15 protein-coding genes and 2 riboswitches are annotated in these 22,798 nt (G+C 47.1%); of the genes, 10 read left to right on the top strand and 5 right to left on the bottom strand.

The window, feature by feature from the left end:
- The first annotated feature begins 164 nt into the window (after positions 1-164).
- The 4 genes from glcT (at position 165) to ptsP (ending at position 5,420) form a co-directional block, all read left to right on the top strand.
- The gene (gene glcT, locus M3629_RS12245) at positions 165-1,019 is read left to right on the top strand and encodes a glucose PTS transporter transcription antiterminator GlcT (RefSeq protein WP_251506441.1); all 855 of its coding nucleotides are present in this window, start codon (positions 165-167) and stop codon (positions 1,017-1,019) included.
- 288 nt (positions 1,020-1,307) lie between these two features.
- Positions 1,308-3,362: a glucose-specific PTS transporter subunit IIBC gene (ptsG, locus tag M3629_RS12240; RefSeq protein ID WP_251506438.1), complete on the top strand. Its 2,055-nt coding sequence runs from the start codon at positions 1,308-1,310 to the stop codon at positions 3,360-3,362.
- A gap of 77 nt (positions 3,363-3,439) precedes the next feature.
- The gene (locus M3629_RS12235; protein WP_036617010.1) at positions 3,440-3,715 is read left to right on the top strand and encodes an HPr family phosphocarrier protein; all 276 of its coding nucleotides are present in this window, start codon (positions 3,440-3,442) and stop codon (positions 3,713-3,715) included.
- Positions 3,708-5,420: a phosphoenolpyruvate--protein phosphotransferase gene (ptsP, locus tag M3629_RS12230; protein ID WP_251506435.1), complete on the top strand. Its 1,713-nt coding sequence runs from the start codon at positions 3,708-3,710 to the stop codon at positions 5,418-5,420. The genes M3629_RS12235 and ptsP overlap by 8 nt, the downstream gene beginning before the upstream one ends.
- A gap of 256 nt (positions 5,421-5,676) precedes the next feature.
- On the opposite strand, the gene gcvPB is transcribed toward ptsP, so the two are convergent.
- The 3 genes from gcvPB to gcvT form a co-directional block, all read right to left on the bottom strand.
- The gene (gcvPB, locus tag M3629_RS12225) at positions 5,677-7,185 is read right to left on the bottom strand and encodes an aminomethyl-transferring glycine dehydrogenase subunit GcvPB (RefSeq protein WP_251506613.1); all 1,509 of its coding nucleotides are present in this window, start codon (positions 7,183-7,185) and stop codon (positions 5,677-5,679) included.
- A 74-nt stretch (positions 7,186-7,259) separates the two neighbouring features.
- Positions 7,260-8,615, bottom strand: a complete 1,356-nt coding sequence (gene gcvPA, locus M3629_RS12220; RefSeq protein ID WP_251506428.1) for an aminomethyl-transferring glycine dehydrogenase subunit GcvPA — start codon at positions 8,613-8,615, stop codon at positions 7,260-7,262.
- On the bottom strand, positions 8,612-9,754 hold the full coding sequence (gene gcvT, locus M3629_RS12215; RefSeq protein ID WP_251506423.1) for a glycine cleavage system aminomethyltransferase GcvT: 1,143 nt from the start codon (positions 9,752-9,754) through the stop codon (positions 8,612-8,614). The genes gcvPA and gcvT overlap by 4 nt, the downstream gene beginning before the upstream one ends.
- 229 nt (positions 9,755-9,983) lie before the next feature.
- Positions 9,984-10,084: riboswitch (glycine riboswitch) on the bottom strand.
- Between the two features lie 3 nt (positions 10,085-10,087).
- A riboswitch (glycine riboswitch) is annotated at positions 10,088-10,210 on the bottom strand.
- A 345-nt stretch (positions 10,211-10,555) separates the two neighbouring features.
- On the opposite strand from gcvT, the gene gcvH reads away from it, so the two are divergent.
- From gcvH to M3629_RS12190, 5 genes are all read left to right on the top strand, one after another.
- Complete coding sequence (gcvH, locus tag M3629_RS12210; protein WP_251506418.1) at positions 10,556-10,948, top strand: glycine cleavage system protein GcvH; 393 nt, start codon at positions 10,556-10,558, stop codon at positions 10,946-10,948.
- A gap of 442 nt (positions 10,949-11,390) precedes the next feature.
- Positions 11,391-12,854: a PTS mannitol transporter subunit IICB gene (locus M3629_RS12205; RefSeq protein WP_251506415.1), complete on the top strand. Its 1,464-nt coding sequence runs from the start codon at positions 11,391-11,393 to the stop codon at positions 12,852-12,854.
- Positions 12,855-12,920: 66 nt separating this feature from the next.
- Positions 12,921-15,029 carry a BglG family transcription antiterminator gene (locus tag M3629_RS12200; protein ID WP_251506412.1) on the top strand — a complete coding sequence of 703 codons (2,109 nt, stop codon included), beginning with the start codon at positions 12,921-12,923 and terminating at the stop codon, positions 15,027-15,029.
- 1 nt (position 15,030) lies between these two features.
- A complete protein-coding gene (locus M3629_RS12195; RefSeq protein ID WP_251506407.1) occupies positions 15,031-15,465 on the top strand; it encodes a PTS sugar transporter subunit IIA in 435 nt (144 codons plus the stop codon).
- Positions 15,462-16,607: a mannitol-1-phosphate 5-dehydrogenase gene (locus M3629_RS12190; protein WP_251506401.1), complete on the top strand. Its 1,146-nt coding sequence runs from the start codon at positions 15,462-15,464 to the stop codon at positions 16,605-16,607. The genes M3629_RS12195 and M3629_RS12190 overlap by 4 nt, the downstream gene beginning before the upstream one ends.
- Positions 16,608-17,061: 454 nt before the next feature.
- Here M3629_RS12190 and M3629_RS12185 read toward each other — a convergent pair whose 3' ends face one another.
- Both M3629_RS12185 and M3629_RS12180 read right to left on the bottom strand, forming a co-directional pair.
- The gene (locus tag M3629_RS12185) at positions 17,062-17,292 is read right to left on the bottom strand and encodes a cysteine-rich CWC family protein (RefSeq protein ID WP_251506395.1); all 231 of its coding nucleotides are present in this window, start codon (positions 17,290-17,292) and stop codon (positions 17,062-17,064) included.
- A 184-nt stretch (positions 17,293-17,476) separates the two neighbouring features.
- Positions 17,477-19,531 carry an endonuclease MutS2 gene (locus M3629_RS12180; protein WP_251506391.1) on the bottom strand — a complete coding sequence of 685 codons (2,055 nt, stop codon included), beginning with the start codon at positions 19,529-19,531 and terminating at the stop codon, positions 17,477-17,479.
- Positions 19,532-20,272: 741 nt separating this feature from the next.
- On the opposite strand from M3629_RS12180, the gene M3629_RS12175 reads away from it, so the two are divergent.
- The gene (locus tag M3629_RS12175; protein WP_251506388.1) at positions 20,273-22,609 is read left to right on the top strand and encodes a helix-turn-helix domain-containing protein; all 2,337 of its coding nucleotides are present in this window, start codon (positions 20,273-20,275) and stop codon (positions 22,607-22,609) included.
- Positions 22,610-22,798: the final 189 nt, after the last annotated feature.

Genomic DNA, 22,798 nt, shown 5'->3' with positions numbered 1-22,798 from the left:
GAAATGGCAGCTTAATTACATGGCTGGTCTATTGACCTTATGGCGAATTTTTGTTACTTTTTAAGCGAGACGTCCGGCGCGGTTTGCCCGCTCCGGATGTTTTTTGGTTTGGTTGAAGATGTGTCAGGCACATCCAAGATGGTGTGAAAAAAAGAGGTGCAAAAATGAGCAGCCTGCATGTAGATAAAGCGTTAAATAATAATGTAATTATCGCACAGCATCCTGAACACGGCGAAGTGGTGGTCATCGGCAAAGGCATTGGATTTAACAGGAAGCCGAATGATGATATCCCACTGACGGCTGTGGAGAAGATGTTTATTTTGAAAAACCAGCAGGAACAGGAGCAGTACAAGCAACTCCTCCCGCAGGTGGATGAAGCTCTGATCGAGATAATTAACGAAGTCATTACGTATATCGCAGAGCGTACGGACGTTCCGCTTAATGAACATATTCATATTGCGTTAACAGATCATATTTCTTTTGCCCTTAAACGCAAGGAGCAGGGAATAATCATCCAAAATCCTTTTTTATATGAGACAAGAGAGATCTATCCAGATGAGTATCGGATGGGGGAATATGCCGTTCGTTTAATTAAGGAAAAGATGGGCGTAGATCTTGGCCAAGATGAGATTGGTTTTGTCGCTTTGCATATCTATAGTGCGATGACGAACCAGAACATATCCCAAGTACGAGAGCATTCTCAATTAATTACGGATCTGGTAAACCTGGTTGCAGACCAACTCGACTATTCATTTGAAATGCAGTCTTTGGATTATTCCCGTCTGTTAACTCACCTTCGGTTTGCCTTGGAACGTGTACGCCGTGGAGATAAGGTGGAGGAACTGCATAAGCTGGATTCCTTGCTCAAATTAGAGTACCCCGAAATGTACTCGCTTGCATGGAAGCTTACTAAAGTGATGGAAAAGCGTTTAAAGCTACCTGTATATCCGGCAGAAGTTGGTTATTTAACCATTCATCTGCAACGGCTGAATCAGCGGAAAGAAGAAGAGAATACGTGAAATCATGTCAGAAATTTTAGCGAAAATACGTTTTTTTCTGTAAAGGCTTGCAATGCGTTTGAAGTGGTGCTACAATGGTGACCGTAATCAAGCAACTGAATAAACATAAGCGACGTGTTACTGACTCGATCAGGCATGAGTTAATTAGAGTGTTATTGTTCTACCTTATTAAGGGTATGCTATACCCTGAGGTTGGCACAGTTCACTTTTATTAGTTCATGCCTTTTTTGTGTTCCCTTGCTTGCATCACGACATACACATTTGAAATGAAAGGAAGAATACAACGCCATGTTTAAGAAGCTTTTTGGTGTATTGCAAAGAGTAGGTAAAGCTCTCATGCTGCCTGTAGCGATTCTTCCAGCCGCAGGTTTGCTGCTCGGAATCGGTAACATGTTGGTGAATCCGGATTTCTTGCAATATGCGACTGCGCTTGATACCCCTTGGGTAAACTCGATTGCAACCATTATGATGAATGCGGGTCAGATCGTATTTGACAATCTGGCATTGTTATTTGCTGTAGGGGTGGCAGTCGGACTTGCTGGTGGTGAAGGTGTTGCAGGACTTGCAGCGATCATCGGTTACCTCGTTATGAATGTAACTTTGGGTTCTGCGGTAGGTGTTACGCCTGCTATGATCGGCAAAGTACCTGGGTATGCAAGTATCTTGGGTATTCCTACATTAAGCACAGGGGTGTTTGGAGGTATCATTATTGGTATCGCCGCAGCATTGTGTTACAATCGGTTCTTCAAAATCGAACTACCATCTTACCTTGGATTCTTCGCAGGTAAACGTTTTGTTCCTATTGTTACCTCAGTAGTTTCCCTGCTTTTAGGGTTGCTGCTCGTGGTCATCTGGCCACCAATCCAGAACGGATTAAATGCCATATCCCACTTCATGGTGGATACCAGCCCGACCTTGTCGGCCTTTATCTTCGGTGTTGTGGAACGGTCACTTATTCCGTTTGGTCTGCATCACATTTTCTACTCCCCATTCTGGTTTGAGTTCGGTGAATATGTGAACAAAGCCGGAGATGTGATCCGCGGGGATCAGAAGATTTTCTTCAGCCAACTGCGTGATGGCGTTGCGTTGACTGCAGGAACGTTCCAAGTGGGTAAATTCCCGTTCATGATGTTCGGTTTGCCAGCAGCCGCACTTGCGATGTACCATGAAGCAAGACCTGAGCATAAAAAATATGTTGCGGGTATCATGGGTTCAGCTGCACTGACATCATTCCTGACAGGGATTACAGAACCACTTGAGTTCTCATTCCTGTTCGTAGCACCGATTTTGTTTGCGGTACACTGTATCTTTGCGGGTCTGTCTTTCATGACGATGCAATTGCTTGATGTCAAAATCGGGATGACCTTCTCAGGCGGGTTCATTGACTTCCTGATCTTTGGTATCATTCCAAACCGTACACCATGGTGGGACGTGATTATCGTCGGTTTGATCCTTGCCGTGATCTATTACTTCGGTTTCCGATTGATCATTCGCAAGTTCAATCTCAAAACACCTGGACGTGAGGAAGCATCTGCGGAAACAGCATCCGGCGGTTCTTCAAGTTCCACGGACGATCTGCCTCACAATATCCTTGAAGCCTTTGGCGGGAAGGAAAACATTAAACATCTGGATGCATGTATTACTCGTTTGCGGATTGAAGTGAATGAGAAATCCAATGTACAAAAAGATCGTTTGAAACAATTGGGTGCATCTGGTGTGCTTGAAGTGGGTAATAATGTTCAAGCCATCTTCGGAACACGTTCCGATACGATCAAGTCCCAAATGCAAGATATCATTGCAGGGCGTACACCTGCACCAACTCCAGTTGCTGAAGTTAAACCGACTCCTGAAGAGGAGAAAGCACAAGGAGAACAAGGTGAACGCATTGTCACAGAGGATATCGTAATGCCAGTCAATGGTGAGCTGATGGATATTACGAATGTACCTGATCCGGTCTTTGCTGAGAAAATGACAGGTGACGGGTTCGCCATTTTGCCACATGACGGAACGATTACATCTCCTGTGTATGGTAAAGTATTTAATGTATTTCCAAGCAAACACGCTGTTGGCATTATGTCCGACGGCGGCAAGGAAGTGCTTGTTCACATAGGTGTTAATACGGTGAAGCTGAAAGGTCAAGGTTTCAACGTACTGGTTCAGGAAGGTGACTTGGTATCTGCAGGACAACCGATTATGGAAGTGGATCTGGAGTATGTCAAAGCGAACGCTCCATCGATCATTTCTCCGGTGATATTCACCAACTTGCCAGAAGGCTCTACCGTCACTCTGAAGAAGAGTGGCGTGCTCAAAGTTGGCGATCAGCCGATCATTGAGATAAAATAAGAACTGTTCCAACGATGGCAAGCAAGTGTAAATATACGCAATGCCTAAACTAAACTACCGAAAGCGAGATGATTGTAATGCAACAAACATTCAGAATTACAGACGAAGATGGTATCCACGCACGTCCGGCAACTGCCCTGGTTAATACAGCAAACAAATTCAAAGGTGCTGAATCCTTCGCAGAAGCTAACGGCAAAAAAGTAACATTGAAATCCATTCTGGGCGTTCTTTCCCTCGGTCTGGAGCAAGGTGACACCATCAGCATCATCGTTGAAGGTGAAGGCGAAGCTGAAGCACTTCAAGCTTTGACAGATGTTATGGTTAACGAAGGGTTGGGCGAAATTAATGCTTAATGTTTCCGGGATCGCGGCTTCGGCGGGTATTGCTATCGCCAAGGCGTTTATCTTGGAGCATCCTGACTACTCTGTAGAAAAACGCCAGATTAACGACGTTGACGCAGAGATCGCTAAACTTGACTCGGCGCTGGGTAAATCCCGCGCTGAGCTTGAGGCGATCAAAGAGCGTACTTTACAAGAGCTCGGCGAGAAAAAAGCAGAGATTTTTGCATCGCATTTGCTCATCCTGGATGACCCGGAACTGATTGATCCGGTAAAAGCGAAGATCGCTGATGAAATGATCAATGCAGAATTTGCACTGAACGAAACAGCTTCCCAGTTCATCTCGATGTTCGAAAACATGAAGAGTGCATACCTGCAAGAGCGTGCTGCAGATATGCGTGACGTTACGAAGCGTGTGCTAAATCACTTGCTTGGTATCGACTTCATGAGCCCGGCTGAAATCAGTGAAGAAGTGATTGTGCTTGCAGAGGATTTAACACCTTCTGATACAGCTCAATTGAACCGCCAATACGTAAAAGGTTTTGCAACCAACATCGGTGGACGTACTTCTCACTCCGCGATCATGGCTCGTTCGCTTGAGATTCCGGCTGTGGTTGGAACGAAAGACATCTTGGCTCAAGCGAAACAAGGAGACTTGATCATTGTTGACGGTCTGGACGGTCAAGTTCTGGTTAACCCTACAGATGACGTCGTTGCTGAATACCGTGCCAAACAGGAACAGTATGATGCACAGCGTGCGGAGTGGAGAAAACTGCGTGACGAACCAACGGTTACGGTGGACAACGTTCATGTGGAACTGGCTGCAAATATCGGTACGCCGAACGATGTAACTGGTGTATTGGAAAACGGCGGCGAGGCGGTAGGCTTGTATCGTACCGAGTTCTTGTACATGGGCAGAGACAAGCTTCCTTCCGAAGACATTCAGTACAATGCTTATAAAGCGGTACTCGAAAAAATGGAAGGCAAACCTGTTGTAGTTCGTACACTTGACATCGGTGGAGACAAAGAGCTTCCTTATCTGGATCTGCCAAAAGAAATGAATCCATTCCTCGGCTTCCGCGCAGTTCGTCTGTGTCTGGACCGTCTGGATATCTTCCGTACTCAATTGCGTGCGTTGCTGCGTGCAAGTGTACACGGAAACTTGCGTGTCATGTTCCCTATGATCGCAACACTGGGTGAATTCCGTGAAGCCAAAGCTGTCCTGCTCGAAGAGAAGGAAAAGCTGGTTGCTGAAGGGATCGCTGTTTCCGACAGCATTCAACTCGGGATCATGGTCGAAATTCCATCAACAGCTGTGATGGCGGATCAATTTGCCAAAGAAGTAGACTTCTTCAGTATCGGTACTAACGATCTGATTCAGTACACGATGGCTGCTGACCGGATGAACGAACGTGTATCTTATCTGTACCAACCATACAACCCAGCTATTTTGCGTTTGGTCAAAATGGTTATCGATGCAGCGCATCGTGAAGGTAAATGGGCTGGCATGTGCGGTGAGATGGCAGGAGACGAAACAGCAATTCCATTGCTGCTTGGTCTTGGACTGGATGAGTTCAGCATGAGCGCAACTTCCATTCTGCCAGCGCGTAGCCAAATCACCAAATTGTCCCGTGCGGACATGCAGGAACTCGCTGCCAAAGCGTTGGAAATGCAAACCGCTGAACAAGTGGTTGAACTGGTTCAAAGCATTCAAGCGTAATTTTGCCGGAATTTCCTCCGGATCTGAGGTCTTTCTTTTTCCGATAAAGGGCTGACTTAGTGCAGCAATATTGCCGGTGTCCACGTAGTAGTGGAGACCGGCTTTTTTTGTTTCTGACAAGTGAAACGGCGGCTGATGTTACAAATGCGATAAAAGGATAAAGAAAACCCCCTTGTGAGAAGGAGAGAACGCCTCATCATACACAAGGGGATTATTCTTTTAACGGAGTGGGCCGTGTAAATTAAGCACAACTTATTTAGCTACAAGCACAGTTTAATACAGGTTTGCGTGCTGCGGTCGTTTCATCCAGACGAGTTACCGGCGTGCCGTACGGAGCGTTGAGCACCAATTCCGGTGTTTCTTCGGCTTCCTTCGCAATACGGATCATTGTATCGATAAATCCGTCCAGCGTCTCTTTGCTCTCGGTTTCCGTTGGCTCAATCATAATGCACTCCTCGACATTAAGCGGGAAGTAGATGGTTGGCGGGTGATAGCCAAAGTCCAGCAGGCGTTTGGCTACATCCAGTGTGCGTACACCATACTGCTTCAGGCCACGGCCTGACATGACAAATTCATGTTTGCACACGCCAGGATAAGGAATCTCGTAATGAGGTGCCAGGCGAGCCATCATATAATTGGCGTTCAGCACAGCACATTCGGACACACGGCGAAGCCCTTCTGGTCCATAAGTGCGGATATAAGCATAAGCACGAACAAGAATACCGAAGTTGCCATAATAGGCTTTGACCCGGCCGATCGATTGATCTCCTTCGTAATCCAGAGCGTACATGCCTTGATCATTTTGAACAACCAGCGGTTTAGGTAAGAACGGGATCAGGCGGCTCTTCACGCCGACAGGTCCGGCACCAGGACCACCGCCGCCGTGAGGCGTGCTCATTGTTTTATGCAAGTTCAGATGCACCACATCGAAGCCCATATCTCCCGGACGTGTAATACCCATGATGGCATTGGAGTTGGCTCCGTCGTAATACAACAATCCGCCAGCTTCGTGCACGATGGAAGCAATCTCTTGAATATCCTTTTCAAACAAACCGAGCGTATTCGGATTCGTCAGCATGAGTGCTGCGGTATCTGAACCGACTGCTGCACGGAGAGCATCAAGATCGACCAACCCGTCCATACGCGACGGGATTGTCACCGTTTCGAATCCAGCTACGGTTGCGCTGGCCGGGTTCGTGCCATGCGATGAATCGGGTACGATAACCTTGGTACGCAGTTCGCCACGGCTTTCGTGATAAGCTCGAATCATCATAAGTCCGGTCCATTCCCCGTGTGCTCCGGCAGCAGGTTGCAGGGTTACGGCATCCATGCCGGTCAGACCTGCAAGATCATTTTGTAAAGTATGGAGCAGTTCGAGAGCACCTTGAAGACTGGATTCATGCTGATACGGATGGATTTTGGCAAAGCCGTTGTAACGTGCTACATCTTCGTTGATCTTTGGATTGTATTTCATTGTACAGGAACCAAGTGGATAAAAGCCGTTATCTACCCCGAAGTTGCGGCGAGACAATGCCGTATAATGACGAATAACATCAACCTCGAATACTTCCGGCAACGCGGCCGCTTCCGAGCGCAGCATTTCCCGGGGAATCAACGTATCAGCATGCTGACGGGGAACATCACATTCCGGCAAGGAATAGGCCACACGCCCGGGACTACTCAGTTCGAAAATTAGAGTTTGTTCGGGAGCAACGGATGGTGCGACTTGCGGACTGGTCGACTTTCCTAATGCTTGCGAGTCCATTCCAGTCTGCTCATTGACTGACTGATGTAGGTTAGATGTTTCCGATGAAGTACCTTTTGTAGTCGTTTCCTGAGTCACAGCGATCCCTCCAATACACGTGCGAATTCATCGATCTCTTCTTTGCTGCGTCGTTCGGTGACCGCAATGAGCATATGTCCTGCCAGTTCCGAATATTCACGTCCGAGTTCATAACCGCCGATGAATCCTGCATCCAGGAGTTTCAGCTGAAGAGCATCCACATCGGTTCCTTCAGGGAGCCGGATGACGAACTCGTTAAACGTAGGAGCAGTAAAAGTGAGGCTCACTCCGGGAATAGCTGTTAACATATTTCGTGCATAGTGACTCTTCTGCAAATTCAGATCAGCAACATCGATCATGCCTTGTCTTCCCAGCGTGGACATATAGACGGAGGCACTAAGCGCTAATAACGCCTGATTTGAGCAGATGTTAGATGTCGCTTTTTCGCGGCGAATGTGTTGCTCGCGGGCTTGCAGCGTCAGCACGAAGCCTCGTTTGCCGTTGCGATCGGTCGTCTGGCCGACGATTCGACCAGGAATCCGGCGCATGTGAGCCTGGGACACGGCGAAGTATCCGCAAGTGGGTCCGCCAAGCGAAGCGGCGATTCCGAGGGGCTGCGCATCGCCTACAACGATGTCGGCGCCCAGCTTGCCTGGGGCTTCCAGCAGACCGAGAGACAGCGGGTTGGCGCTCACCACGAGCAGTCCTTTGTGCGTGTGCACAAGGTCGGCGGCCTGTTTTACATTTTCCACGGCACCAAAGAAGTTCGGGTTTTGAATCATAACCGCTGCGGTATCGTCTGAGATAGCCGCTTGCAATGCATCCCAATCGGTAACTCCATCTTTATAACCAATCTCTACAATCTCCAGACTGAGGCCATGTGCGTATGCCTGCAATACTTGACGGGCTTCAGGGTGCACGGTGCGAGATACGATAAGCTGTTTGCGACGGGTAGCTGCGGCGGCAAGATTACCAGCTTCTGCAAAGGCCGTTGCTCCGTCATACATACTCGCGTTGGCTACCGCCATACCTGTCAGTTCACAAATATACGACTGAAATTCAAAGATAGCCTGCAATTCTCCTTGGCTGATCTCCGGCTGATAAGGAGTGTAGGCTGTATAGAACTCCGAACGGGAAATGACATGGTTGATGACTGAAGGGATGTGGTGGTCATAGATGCCTGCGCCGAGGAAGCTGGCGTGTGTTTCAAAGTTGGCATTGGAGCCAGCTTGCTTTGACATATGGCGAGTTAAGGCATATTCATCGAGCTTGGAGGAGACAGGCAACTCGCCTTGGTAACGAATCTCCTGCGGGATATCTTTGAACAAATCTTCAAGCGTATCCACGCCGATTGTTGCCAGCATTGCGCTCTGGTCTTGTTCTGTCATGGGGATGTAGCGGTGCTTGCTCATGTTTGCTCAGCTCCTTGGGTAGGTGTCTTTGACGTACGCGTCCGTTTATGAAAAGGGGTCTTAACGACCTCGGCTTTTAGCTTTTTGCCACGAATCTCAATCTCCAGTGGTGTACCCAGTGCAGTATATTTGCTGTCAATCAGGGCAAGCCCCAGATTACGTTTCAAGGTCGGCGACTGTGTACCGGTCGTCACTTCACCAATCTGAACGCCATCCGCATAGATCGGGTAATGGGGCCGCGGTATGCCACGCTCCAGCACTTCGATGCCGATCAGCTTGCGGGCAGGGCCGTCATTTTTTTGTTGTAACAAAGCTTCGTGTCCGATAAAAGACCCGGCGTTCAGTTTCACAAACATGCCCAGCCCTGCCTCCAGTGGAGAGATGGTTGGTGATAATTCCTGCCCGTATAAAGGCAACTTCGCTTCGAATCGCAGTGTATCACGTGCACCAAGTCCTGCTGGAACGAGGCCTACATCAGCACCGGCTTCCATCAGTCCGTTCCATACGAGGGCTACCTGATCAGCTGCAACATACAGTTCAAAGCCATCTTCTCCGGTGTAACCGGTTCGTGATAGCAGCAGCTTTACTCCGCATACCTCGGCATGCTGCACGAAGCGGAACGGTTCGATGGAGCTTGCATCTATCTCTGAACCTGTAACCTTCGAGAGAATATCGACCGCTAAAGGGCCTTGTAGCGCAAGCAACGCCGTTTGCTCGGAATCATTGGTTAGGTTCACACCAGGTATAATGTGCTCCTGCAACCATGCCCAGTCTTTGTCGATATTGGAGGCATTGACGACCAGCATGTAGTGTTGCTCCGCGAGTTTATAGATGAGCAGATCATCCACTACACCGCCATCGGGATAACACATCAGTGTGTATTGTGCCTGACCTGGTACAGTTGCGCTCACGTCGTTGGTTGTCATGTTTTGCAAAAAGGCTTCTGCCTGTTCACCCGTTACGGTGAATTCGCCCATATGGGATACATCAAACAGCCCAGCGCGCTCGCGCACGGCTTCATGCTCTTTTTGAATACCGCTAAACTGCACGGGCAACTCCCAACCGCCAAAATCAATGCAACGTACACCTTCATATTGCGCGTATAGGGGGAAGAGTGGTGTTCTTAATAAATCAGACATCCAATCACCTCGTCATGGGCCTTAGTAGGCCAAGTATGAAAACACGTTCTGTGAGCCGCATCATTAATGCTTAAGTAATGTTAGTAATCGAGAGTTAACAGCCAACTGTTCTACATTTTTTCATTGGTTATGTTCAGTGCGATCCTAGAACCTGCCATTCATTTTTTGGGAAAAAGGAAAAGGACAGGCCAAAGAACCGGCATGCCAAGTAGCACGCTGTATTCTTAGGCTCTGTCCCTTGTACCTGAGAGTTACCCCGCCGTTTATTCAGACAGGTTTCCCCTTGGGTGATCATAACATCCGTATAGGACGATTAGATGCTCTCCAGAGTTGCGTCCTGTAAAAGTCCTTTTGCCTGAGAGATTCACCCCCGCTTGTCGGTGGTTTACTCCTTCGGCGCCGCCTCATGCACATCCCCAAACCGGGCGTACGGGCAGTCTCTCCCTTTACATTCATCCGCGGTTCATACGTAGTCCAATTAACTTCAGTTGCTCTTCTCATTAAAACGTGAATCTTACGATGATGTCAAGAACAATATCATTAATATTGTGTAAAATACGAATATTTAATGTTTAATGAAAATTAATGTTCGTCTATTTGAAAAGAGGGCGCTTACTATTCTAATATTCACCATTATATGCAGAAAGAGTAGTGTGAGGTTACACACGGTGAGGTATCAAATTTAAATAAACTGTGAGCTAACTTGACATTTGAATCTGAAATATCATACGCTATTGTCTGGGAAAAAGGTGAAGGTCAAAGAACGCATGCACTCATTAATGAAAAGCGAGGCGGATATCGATGAGCGAATTGAGAAATGATTTCCTGTACAGTAAAGAGCACGAATGGGTGCAAACCGTAGGGAAGGATACCGTACGTATTGGCATTACCGAGTTCGCGCAGCATCAGCTGGGTGACATTGTGTTTGTGGAATTGCCTGATCTTGAAGCCGGTGTAAAGGCAGAAGACAGCATCGGTACGATTGAATCCGTCAAAACGGTGTCTGATCTGTTCTCACCCGTCAGCGGCACCATTGTTGCAGTGAATGAAGCTTTGCAGGACTCGCCAGAACTGGTGAATAGCTCTCCTTACGAAGAAGGCTGGATGATCGAAATCCGTGTCGATGGAGATGTAACGACTGCATTATCCACATTGCTGAATGCGGATGCTTATCTTAAACATACTGAGGAATAGAATTCGACTGGATTGTCGAGTTGATTTGTACTTATTGACATATATATGATCCTAATTGAATATAAAAAATCTTGCTATTTAAACCTGCGTGAGCTATGAGCTTATGCAGGTTTTTTGCTGTTTTTTTCTGCATATTGGAGGAATTTAAGTAGGAGTGACATAGCATCATGAATAAAAAAAATGCAAACGGACCAAGCTATTTTATTGCTTTGTATGTTGTATATGAATAAAGTCATAGGCAAGAAAAGCCTTGCGTATCAAAGGGTTGAGCATATATTCCTAATTAAAAGCGATTACATAATCCAATGTTGTCATCATTGTTCATGACGAAAGTACGCTTTCATTTGATTGAACAGGAAGGGTTTCTCGCTTAGGATTACAGCAGGGGAACAATGATACCCCTTTCATAAGAATAATGACTTGATTCAAGGAGGATAAACCAATGAGTAATTTGGATCAAACATCCAATTCCAAAGGTGGGTTACGTGTTGGTGTGCAACGCTTCGGACGATTTCTGAGCGGTATGGTCATGCCCAATATGGGAGCATTTATTGCTTGGGGATTAATTACAGCGATGTTTATTAAAACAGGATGGTTTCCGAATGCGACAATAGAGCAGCTTGTAGGGCCGATGATTACTTATTTGCTGCCGCTACTGATCGGTTATACCGGGGGTACGATGGTGCATGGCACGCGTGGTGGTGTCGTCGGGGCGATTATGACCATCGGTGTCATTGTCGGAACGGATATTCCAATGTTCCTCGGGGCCATGATTGCGGGGCCTTTCGGTGCATGGGTGATCAAGAAGTTCGATAAATCCATTGAGGGCAAGATCAGAGCCGGTTTTGAGATGCTGGTCAACAATTTCTCGGCAGGAATTATCGGCGGTATTTTGGCGATCTTTGCTTTGCTCGGTATCGGGCCGGCAGTAGAGGCCATTAGCAAAGTGTTGTCTGCTGGCGTACAGGGTTTGATGAACCTGGGCTTGCTACCACTCGTCAATCTGATTATTGAACCGGGTAAAATATTGTTCCTGAACAATGCCATTAACCACGGGATTTTAACGCCAATTGCAACAGATCAGGCAAGAGAATTAGGGAAATCCGTTCTTTACATGCTTGAGTCTAACCCGGGACCGGGACTAGGCATTTTGCTCGCTTATTGTTTTTTCGGTCGTGGAATGGCGAGATCTTCTGCACCTGGTGCGGTGGTCATTCATTTCTTCGGCGGGATTCATGAGATTTACTTCCCGTACATTCTGATGAGACCTATTTTGATTCTGGCAGCCATTGCCGGCGGTGTAGCGGGTACGTTAACGTTCATGCTAACTGGCGCAGGATTGGTTTCGGCACCATCACCAGGCAGTATCATTGCCTACTTCCTGCTGACACCAAAAGGTGGATATATCCCGATGCTTGCCGGGGTGATCGTGGCAGCGGTGGTTTCCTTCCTGATAGCCTCTCTGCTACTCAAAACCGGTAAACAGAAGGAAGAAGATCTGGAAGAGGCCTCTAGCCGAATGAAAGATATGAAGAGCCAAGGCAACACGGCAAATGCAGCCATCACACCGGATAACCATGAAGCGAACAGAGCAGCGCATATCGCAACTTCCGTTGCATCCAAGGCAAAAGCAGATGTGAAAAAGATTGTTTTCTCCTGTGATGCAGGTATGGGGTCGAGTGCAATGGGTGCTTCGATTCTGCGCAAGAAAATGAAAGCCGAAGGAATTGACGTTGCTGTAACTAACACAGCGATCAGTGAAATTCCGCAAGACGCAGACGTTGTTATTACGCAAAAAACACTAACGGATCGTGCACGTTCAGTAGCACCAAATGCAGAGCATATATCTATTGACAACTTCCTAAAAAGCCCGGAATACGATGCGCTTGTTGAACGTTTGAAGTAAAAGGGAGCAGACTGCGAGCCAGCTTCAAACAAGGGTAGCCGTTTTCCCAGAGCCGGAGGCTGAGATATGAGTATTACCAAAAGACAACGTGAAATCGTGGAATTCCTGTTGGAGCATCCCCATGAAGTCACGGCGGGTGAAATTGCGGTTGAAGTAAAAGTGAGTACACGTACCGTGCATCGTGAGCTGCTGATGATCGAACAGTGGCTTGAACCACTCGGTATGCGTCTTGAAAAAAAGTCGGGAACCGGAATTCGTATTGATTCCGGTTCGGATGACCTCAGTGCATTACGCCAGAAACTGGAGGGTAATGAATATGTAGAGTTTACGCCTGAAGAGCGTAAGCTCTTCATGCTTTGCATCCTGCTGGATGAAGCTGAACCGGTCAAACTGCTCGCTCTCGCTTCGGATCTGAAAGTGACCGTTTCGACGGCCACCACCGATCTGGATGATCTGGAATCACGTATTCGGCAGGCGGGTTTGAAGCTTGTTCGAAGGCGAGGCTATGGTGTCAAAATTACCGGAAGTGAAGCGATTTATCGCAGAGCCATTGCAGCGCTTGCTTTGGAAGTGCTAGATGAGTCGGATCTCTTTGGTAGACAGCCTGAGCAAGGAGGTTCGATCGTTAATCAAAAATTGCTCAGCATGATCGGTCACAGCGATGTACTTACCATTGAAAATGCATTGTGGCAGCCGGATATCGAATGGCTTGAAAAGATACCTGAACGGCAGTACATGAAATTGCTCATTCAGTTATCGGCTGCTGTGGTTCGGATACGTAAAGGGTTTAATATAGAACGTTCTTCGTCAGGTGCTAAGACGGTTGAAGGTGCCGAAACCGTGGCGGAGCAGCACGAGCAGAGAGTGCCGACTTTCATGGCTTCGCGGCTCTGCAGTGTTCTATCCTCACAGCTTGAAGTCAGCTTCTCTGGTGAGGAGCAAGCCTATTTTCACCAATTGCTTACGGAGACAGAACAGCAGATTCATTCTTCACGACTGCTCCCGATCGATGATCTGATACTGATGGACAGGGTGCATTCGCTTACGGACCAGATGCAACAAAGAACAGGTTATGCGTTTCATGAAGACCGCTTGCTACGTGAAGGTTTAATTGCACATATGGTACCGGTAATGGAGCGACTTGAAGGGCATCAGATGATACGTAATCCACTGCTGCAACAAATTCGCAAGGATTATGACACTCTTTTTGAACAGGTGAAAAGGTCTGTGTTACATGCATGGCCGGGAGCAGAAGTGCCGGATGAGGAGATCGGTTTTCTAGTCATGCACTTTGGTGCATCCATTGAACGACTACGAGCGTTGAAGCAGGAAATTCGGGCCATCGTTGTATGCAACAGTGGCATTGGCTCCTCGCGCATGTTATCCAGCCGGTTGTCGAAGGAATTTCCGGAGATCCAGATTATAGACAGTGTCTCTTGGTACGAAGCCGCACGAATGCCAACCGATGAGTATGATCTGGTGTTGTCTACAGTCGATTTACCGATGGAGGAAGATCAGTATTACAAGGTCAGTCCGCTATTGACAGCCGAAGAAAGCGAGAGCTTGCGACATTTTATCAAAACTACAACGTTACAGCGGCAACATCGCAAATCCCCCGACATGGGCAAGGAGACACCCACTCGTAGGATCTCCGATGCGGACGGAATGGAAGCAACGCTGCTCGAAATTGTACGCATTATCGGTAAGTTTCAGGTACATGCAATGGATAATGCGCATCTTGATTTTGCTCAAAGTGTGCTTGGAATGTGTAAAGTTGCACATCGCTCAGGCATATTGAAAGACCCGGGCGAGGTTGCCAAGTTGCTTGAGGTTCGCGAGTTGATGGGAAGTCAGAAGATTCCCGGGACACAGCTGGCCCTTTTCCATACACGGAGTGAGAGTATCTACAAGCCGTCCATCAGTCTTTTTCAACTAGAGGAACCTCTGCTTCGAACAGTGGAGGACCCGGAAGGTGTCAGTCATGTATTACTAATGCTGGGGCCAAAGGAGTTGTCCAAAGAAAGTTTGGAGGTGCTCAGCGAGATTAGTGCACTATTGCTGCAAGAAGAGATGATTACACTGCTGGGCAAAGGGAACAGGGATGAGATTATTCATTACCTGTCCCGTGAACTAGTGGGATTCTATCGTAGTAAAAATGAAATCGGAGGTATATAACATGAGTATGTTAACAACAGACAAAGTCATCATGAACGCGACGGCTCAGGATAAATACGAAGCGATTCGTATGGCAGGACAGATTTTGAAGGATGCAGGCCATATCACTGGGGATTACATCGACAAAATGATTGAGCGTGAAGAGATCGTATCCACTTATGTCGGCAATGGACTGGCTATTCCGCATGGTACAAAAGAGTCCAAAGCGTTCATTCTCTCCACCGGAATTTCGGTGATTCAGTTCCCGCATGGGGTCGATTTTGGAGAGGAAAAAGCTTATATGGTCATTGGCATCGCGGCACAAGGCGGCGAACATATGGAGATTCTAACGAGCATTGCGGTGATCTGCGCCGAGGAAGAAAATATGGAAGCTCTGCGCTATGCGAAAACCGCTGAAGAAGTCATCACCATTCTAGAAAGTGAAATGGAGCTATGAAGGCCCTCCACTTTGGCGCAGGTAACATCGGACGCGGATTTATTGGCTTGATTCTGTCCCGTGCCGGATATGAAGTGACGTTCTCGGATGTAAATCAGGAACTAGTGAATGCTCTTCGGGAGCGTGGGGAGTACACCGTAGAGCTTGCTAACGAAAGCAAAGATCAGGAGACCGTAACCGGAGTAACAGCCATTGACGGACGGGAGTTGCAGACAGTTGCTAAGGCCGTAGCGGAAGCTGACCTGGTTACAACCGCAGTTGGTGTAGGCATACTAAAGCATATTGCACCAGGAATCGCAGAAGGTCTGGAGCAAAGAAGACGTGCAGGTTCTGTACAAAAGCCGCTGCATATTATCGCTTGTGAAAATGCGATCGGTGGAAGCGCTCAGCTGAAAGAGCATGTATATGCTTTGCTAGATGAGCAGGCTCGTGCGTTTGCTAATGAATATGTTTACTTTCCCAATTCGGCCGTAGACCGGATTGTACCCATCCAGAATCATGAAGACATGTTGCATGTTCAGGTGGAACCTTTTTACGAGTGGGTAGTGGATCGCTCGCAGATGGCGCCTGTATTCAAACCGATGGAAGGTGTCGTTTATGTGCATGATCTGGAACCGTACATTGAGCGGAAGCTGTTTACTGTGAATACGGGACATTGCGTTGCGGCATATATCGGCTATGTGCACGGATATGATACCATTCAGAAGGCCATTGCCGATGAAAAAGTGAAATCCGTTGTATACGGGGCATTGCAGGAAACGGGTCAGGTGCTGGTAAAACGCTTTGGCTTCAACCCGGAAGAGCATGAGCAGTATATTGTAAAAATTTTGGGGCGGTTTGTTAATCCTTATCTGACCGACGAGGTAACCCGTGTGGGGCGCTCGCCACTACGCAAGCTTTCCCCGAATGATCGTCTCGTTCGCCCGGCACTTCTGGCGTATGAAGAAGACATGCCAGTGACACATCTCGCCATGGGAATGGCCGCTGCCTGCAAGTTTGATGTGTCTGATGATCCCGAAGCGGTGGAGCTACAAAGCATGATTCGCGAAAAAGGCGTTGAAGCCGCATTATCGCACTATACTGGTATGGATGAGAATCATCCGGTACTGGTGGAGGCAGTGAAGCAGTACAAACAGATGTAATCGGTTTGTATAACAGTAATCGAAGTCTGGCATAGTGTATTGAAAGCTCAGCGTGGGTCCACTAAGGCTGGGACGTTAGCAAGTTTACTTATCTGTTTATACAGAAAGATAGATGAAATAGAGATACCAAACGTAATAATGAACTTAAGTCTCCAATATAAAGAAACCATCCCTTCAAATTCATGATACAGTTCCATTTGAGAGGGAATGGTTTCTTTTATTTTTCGATTCTAGGGCGTGTCTGAAAACGCTGAAGAAAGCAGATTTTGCCGAATTTTCGTTCCAAGTAAGGAAGTTTCCCGCAGGCGTGCCGGGGCACGTCAAGGGGAAGTGACGTAGCAGGGGGCGAAAAGGGGGTAAAAGATGCACTTCAGTCGATTTCAAGACACGCCCTAGTTAACAATAGGCTCTTCATATCGCTTTTAGCGAATAAGAGCTGGTTAGAGCAAAATAGTTACTCATGCTCACGTACATAGTTCTCCAAACATTGCTGACAAATGCATGACTTGCCGCGTTTCTCGGCTGGAATGCGTTCAAACACACCTTCGGGGAAGGAAACATGGCCGCACCAACATTCCGAATGTGGTTTACCTTCAGCATAGGCACAAGCATTTCTTTCCCCACAAAGTGGACATATCAGCGCATTGAGCGTTTTGCCAGGAGTGCTGTCCTGTTGATCAGACATGGCTTATCTCCCTCCTTTACATTGTTTTACAATCCGGGCAGTGACCTTTTGTTGATTTCAGTATAACAAATACATTGGTTTTGCTCCCAACTTTTATAATCGTGACTTACTCCATCTACACCGCAAGTACCCGTATGAGAGTAACATATGCACAGGTTGATTTTTTAAATGCGTGGGCGTGCCTTCATTCTTCCGGTGGTAGCTCAATTTGTAATCCCTCTACATGCTTGCGCCCCATGAGTTTGCGTTTTTTGCGGTTTTCTTTGCTTTCCAGCACAATGTCGAGATCATAATCGGCTGGATACAACTCATCAGCAGAGATGTGCAGACGCAGACGTTTCTTATGAATTTTTAGTTTGCGGCCCCGAATCATGACCCCGATCTGTCCACGGTTATCCTCTTCTTCACTTACTATACCTGCCTGATCCAGATAGGCAACGTAGACACGGTCTCCTTTACGAAAAGCACGTATTGGTGCTGGTGCCGAATTGGAGACGGGAGGCGCACCGTTTGGAGATATAGTCTTATTTGGGACGGTCGTATGTGCATTTTGCTCTATAGAATCAGTGTGTTCCATAGAGACAGGCAAGGTAGTGTGATGTTCACTATCTGTTTGTGATTGCGATTCTTTTGCAACATCTTGCATCATGTTCTTCGTGAGAGCTTCATCCACAACAGATTTGGAACGAGCGATGATATGCTGGGGCATGCCCAGCTTCAGCGCGATCGAATATGCATAGCTTTCACCGGCTTCTCCGATCCGAAGTCGATACAGAGGTTGGAGAGATGCGGTGTCAAACTCCATGCGTGCATTTTCAAATCCAGATGTGGCTGAGGCAAAATGCTTAATTTCCCCAAAATGTGTTGTAGCTACCACGGTTGCTCCGCGGTGATGCAATTCCTCCAGCATAGCAATGGAAAGTCCGACGCCCTCTCCAGGATCTGTGCCTGACGCCATCTCGTCAATCAGTATAAGCGTGGAAGGATTCGCCTGCTCCAGAATGGTAATCATATTCCGAATATGCGCCGAGAATGTGCTGAGTGCCTGCTCAAGACTCTGTCCATCGCCGATATCCACTGCGATCTGTTCATACACAGCCATTTCACCTCTCTCATCCACAGGAACAAGCAGCCCAGATTGCATCATGAGAGTGAGCAACCCCAATGTTTTGAGTGCAACGGTTTTACCGCCTGTGTTCGGGCCTGTAATGATAAGGGACGAGTAAGTGTATCCGATGGAAAAATCAAGCGGGACCATGGACGGCCCCATCAAGGGGTGTCTCGCTCGTTGCAGTTTAACTTTACCGTTGCTATTAACACGTACGGATCGACCATCTATAGCCGCCGCATATTTTGCTTTGGCGAACAGGAAGTCCAAAATACCAACGGTTTCTGTATTCAATGCTATTTCCCGGCTGTACGATTCGGCCAGAGAAGTCAAGTCTCCAAGGATTTTCATCTCTTCCCTGGACTCCTCGGCTTGCAGTGAAGAGAGTTCCATCTGCAGTCCCGACAGCTCGGCTGGCTCGATATATACGGTTTGGCCGCTACCCGATTCGTCGAGTACACTGCCTTTAACCTGTTTACGGAACTCTTTTTTAATGGGCAGTACGGTTTTTCCATTTCGCTGGCTCACGACCTGCTCCTGCATGATCGAACGGTGCTTGCTAACCAGTGAATCCAGCTTGCGCTTCATGCGTTCCTCATGCACGGTCATTCTTTTTCGAATCCGTACGAGTTCCTTGCTCGCTTGATCCTGAATTCGACCGTTGTGGATACAACGTTCAATTTCGCTTCGCAAGGATTCCATCAGGATCATGGAGGATGCATAACGGCTAACGATCGGAGCAACGCCGGATTTGCTATCCATATACTTCATTAGTTGTGCGCAGCTGTGTAGAAATTGCGCGAGATGACTGAAGTCGCGTTCACTGAACAGATATCCCGTGCCAAGCAGGTTGATAATCGTTTCCATCCCCTCCAGCGAAGGGATGGGCACGCTCGCCCCAAAACGGACAAGAGCTGTGGCCTCCGCAGCTTCGTCCAGACGCATCTGAATCAGATGCACATCGGTCATCGGTTTGAGTTCACGGGCATAACGTTTGCCGAGATAGGAAAGGGCGCAGTCTGCAATGTTTTTCTGAATATGATGGAAGCCAAGACTGGTTAGGGTTTGTTCGTTTGAACTCTTAATATTTGCTGTCATGTTGTAGTTATTAATGTTGGTATTGTTGTTCATGTTTAAATCTCTCCTTCATGTGTAATGTTTTTGTGTGCCTATATAAATTGAGCTATTCATTTACACGGAAACGAAGAGGACAGAAAAGACCTGAAGAAGCGGAGCGTTCGCCTAAAGCTTTCTGCAAGAAAGCTGCATCGGAAGCATACGCTGATCGTCAGATTTTATCCTTTCTAGAAGGGAATCAAGAAAATCTGGGGATAACAGCGATTGGAAGGTTATTCTGTCATCGGAGTGCATGTGTGAATAATCTTTAGTTCAATTTATATAGTGAAAAATATTCCTCATGGAAAACACAAAAAGGGCGGAGAATGAACAAACGTCATTCTCCGCCCTGAACGTATGGGAAAGCAAGGTCCATATAAGGTCTAACAAAAAAATCCGCGCTGAACACAGCGCGGAAATAGACCCGGACATAGGCAATCCCGGAGGCGATGTTTGATTTCCGCTGTTCTTAACTAAGTACAGGGATCTGACGCGTCATGAAACACACGTATGCCTTGACGGCAAAAGTGTCATGAAAAGCCAAACTCCTGAATATGAAACTTGATTAGTTAAGAACGCTCACCGACATCAAAATCTCTCCTTCGACCTGAGGAATATACATGTAATATAAACTGGAAATCACTTCAAGTCAACAATTCTGAATAAAGATGTGGACTTGATTATGATTGGGTTTTAAAATAACAATAGTAATTTAATCCAATGTAAGCGATTTTTTATAAAAGGGAGATGCTCTTCTTGCCTAAATATCTACTGCGTCTGCTCTGCTTTACGATGATTCTTGGGGCATTGCCAGTCATTGTGATTGGTTCCGTCTCGTATACGATTGCCTCGCGTGATATCGAACAGAAAGTGCGCGAGAGTAATCTTCAGATACTACATCAGACTCAGATGCGAGTGGAACAAGTATTACGAAGTTTACAACTGTCCTCAATCCAGTACGTCAATTCACCGTTGGTGCTTCGTGCAATGAAGCAACCGCTGAATAGTAGCGAATTTCAGGAAATTCGTGATTTGACATCCGGTTTTAACAATCTGCAGGCGGTCACAAGTATTGATCAGGCTTACCTTGTAAATCTGGAACAGGACTGGGTCGTATCGATGCGTTCATTTGGTAAAATTAATGATTTCAGCATTCGAGACCGAATCGGAACTTATCTTACATACACCAACAGTTTGTTCTGGGTGACTCAGAATAAAAGTTCATCCAAAGAGAGTGTGCCTGTATCTGCTGGCATGGGTGAGGCTTTAACGGAACAGGCTCCTACCTTAATCTCTTCTGATAATGTAGTCAGCATGGTTTTTAAAATTCCGATGGTGCCCACAAATGTGAAACCGAAAGGGTTCCTTGTCATTGATATTGCGGATGCAGAGCTGAGCAGCTTTTTGAGCCGGAATCCGAATTCGGGTGATTTGTATGTTCTGGATAAAGACCAGAAATACTTTTTGAATGACACGAATTATGGAAATAAATACGATCTGCTCAACCAAGACATTCAGGAGAAGGTTCAGACAACGGGGGAAGCACAAGGTTTTTACAGCGCAGAAGTGGAGGGCAAACCCGTAGCCGTCAGCTACAGGCAGTCTCCGCTAAACGGCTGGTTATACGTATCGGTTGTTTCGCTTGGACAGATTACAGCCCAGTCGCAAAAAATCGCAGTGGTGACCGGTGTGGCGACGTTAGTCATGTTATTGGTGACAGGGCTTGTGGCCATCTACGGTAGCCGGCGCATGTACTCACCAATCTCTAGACTGTTGCAGTTTACCAAAGGGTTAGATTCTCCGCTTCCTCCAGCTGGACGCCGTCAGGATGAGTTTATTTATATTGAGGAACGCTTGTCTACCCTGTTCAGCTCGGAGAGAACGATGCGTGAGCAGATGAAGGGGCAACATGTGCATCTTCAGGAGTTTTTCATGACCAAGCTGCTGACAGGTAAAATATCGGAAGAAGATTTCAGATATCAGGGCGAATTGTATGATTTCCCGACCGGCTGGTCACATCTGGGCGTGCTGATGCTTCAGATTGATACGCTTGAAGGCACGAGATATGAGGAGCAGGATCGGGATCTATTGCTATTTGCGGTCAATAATATGGTAGGTGAGTTGATTCCTTCCGAGATTCGGTTCACACCGGTCATGCTAGATGATGCGCAGGTTACCGTGCTTGCTTCTGAACTGAGTGATGAGATACAGCTGAAGGAATGGATGCACACACAGGCCGAATGGATTCGTGAACGGGTTGTAACCTATCTGAATCTGCCAGTAAGCATAGGTATTAGCCGGGCTTATTCCAGCATTGGAGATACGCCTAGAGCCTATCAAGAGAGCAAAGAAGCGTTGCAAGGCAGAGTCAGCTTGGGTAGCCGTATTATTTTACATTATGAGGACATCCAACCAAGAGGTCAGATGGAAGCTGCGCTGTATACGCAGTTACGAATGATCGAAGATCAGTTGGCTTCAGCGATTAAACAGGGAGACGAAGAAAAAACAGATATCTATTTTACACAATATTTAGGATTACTGGCGGATAAAAAGCTGCATTTCAGCGAGTATCCAGTCATCATGGTGCAGTTATTGTCACGGGTATATCAACTTGTGCAAGAGCAGGGCGGAGATGTGGCAGAAGTGCTTGGTGAGAAAGCTTCCATGGCATACTTGCTGAAATTATCTACACTGGACGAGATGACGGGTTGGTTCCGTAAGCGTTTATTTCTGCCTGTGATTCGTTACTGGAAGGAACAAGAGGAGTCACAATATATGAATATCGCCCGCCGGATGATTCGACTGATCGAGGAACGATATGATCGGGATTTATCACTGGAGGCTTGTGCCGAGGAGTTGAACTTTCATCCTGTCTATCTAAGCCGGGTCTTCAAGAAGGAAGCGGGTGTTAATTTTACCGAATATCTAGCAGAGTACCGCATGGAAAAAGCCAAAACGTGGCTACAGACGACAGATTTAAAAATATCGGAAATCGCCGAAAAATTAAATTACACGAACCCGACAGCTTTTATCCGTACATTTCGCAAAATAACAGGAACAACTCCCGGCAAGTACCGGGAGCAGCAACGCTAGAGAACATGGCCTGCTCTGCCCTCATGGCAGGCAGGCTTTTGTCGTTCAATTTAACTTTCTTTTTGAGCCCATTCGCAGCTTATAAGCCATAGTTAAACCAGGAACATGCAGGTTGAAAGCAGTTCATTTCAAGTATCGCCAGCCATTCTTAAGTGGTTAAAACCCTTGATACACAAGGAAAAACAAGAG

It is taken from the genome of Paenibacillus polysaccharolyticus (genome assembly GCF_023714295.1).
Lineage (GTDB): Bacteria > Bacillota > Bacilli > Paenibacillales > Paenibacillaceae > Paenibacillus > Paenibacillus polysaccharolyticus_A.
This window is presented reverse-complemented; position numbering and strand designations above follow the sequence as displayed.

Bases quoted from the DNA above. Each gene is read 5' to 3' on its own strand.
- glcT (WP_251506441.1), top strand. From the start codon at position 165: ATGAGCAGCCTGCATGTAGATAAAGCGTTAAATAATAATGTAATTATC.
- ptsG (WP_251506438.1), top strand. From the start codon at position 1,308: ATGTTTAAGAAGCTTTTTGGTGTATTGCAAAGAGTAGGTAAAGCTCTC.
- M3629_RS12235 (WP_036617010.1), top strand. From the start codon at position 3,440: ATGCAACAAACATTCAGAATTACAGACGAAGATGGTATCCACGCACGT.
- ptsP (WP_251506435.1), top strand. From the start codon at position 3,708: ATGCTTAATGTTTCCGGGATCGCGGCTTCGGCGGGTATTGCTATCGCC.
- gcvPB (WP_251506613.1), bottom strand. From the start codon at position 7,185: ATGGACTCGCAAGCATTAGGAAAGTCGACCAGTCCGCAAGTCGCACCA.
- gcvPA (WP_251506428.1), bottom strand. From the start codon at position 8,615: ATGAGCAAGCACCGCTACATCCCCATGACAGAACAAGACCAGAGCGCA.
- gcvT (WP_251506423.1), bottom strand. From the start codon at position 9,754: ATGTCTGATTTATTAAGAACACCACTCTTCCCCCTATACGCGCAATAT.
- gcvH (WP_251506418.1), top strand. From the start codon at position 10,556: ATGAGCGAATTGAGAAATGATTTCCTGTACAGTAAAGAGCACGAATGG.
- M3629_RS12205 (WP_251506415.1), top strand. From the start codon at position 11,391: ATGAGTAATTTGGATCAAACATCCAATTCCAAAGGTGGGTTACGTGTT.
- M3629_RS12200 (WP_251506412.1), top strand. From the start codon at position 12,921: ATGAGTATTACCAAAAGACAACGTGAAATCGTGGAATTCCTGTTGGAG.
- M3629_RS12195 (WP_251506407.1), top strand. From the start codon at position 15,031: ATGAGTATGTTAACAACAGACAAAGTCATCATGAACGCGACGGCTCAG.
- M3629_RS12190 (WP_251506401.1), top strand. From the start codon at position 15,462: ATGAAGGCCCTCCACTTTGGCGCAGGTAACATCGGACGCGGATTTATT.
- M3629_RS12185 (WP_251506395.1), bottom strand. From the start codon at position 17,292: ATGTCTGATCAACAGGACAGCACTCCTGGCAAAACGCTCAATGCGCTG.
- M3629_RS12180 (WP_251506391.1), bottom strand. From the start codon at position 19,531: ATGAACAACAATACCAACATTAATAACTACAACATGACAGCAAATATT.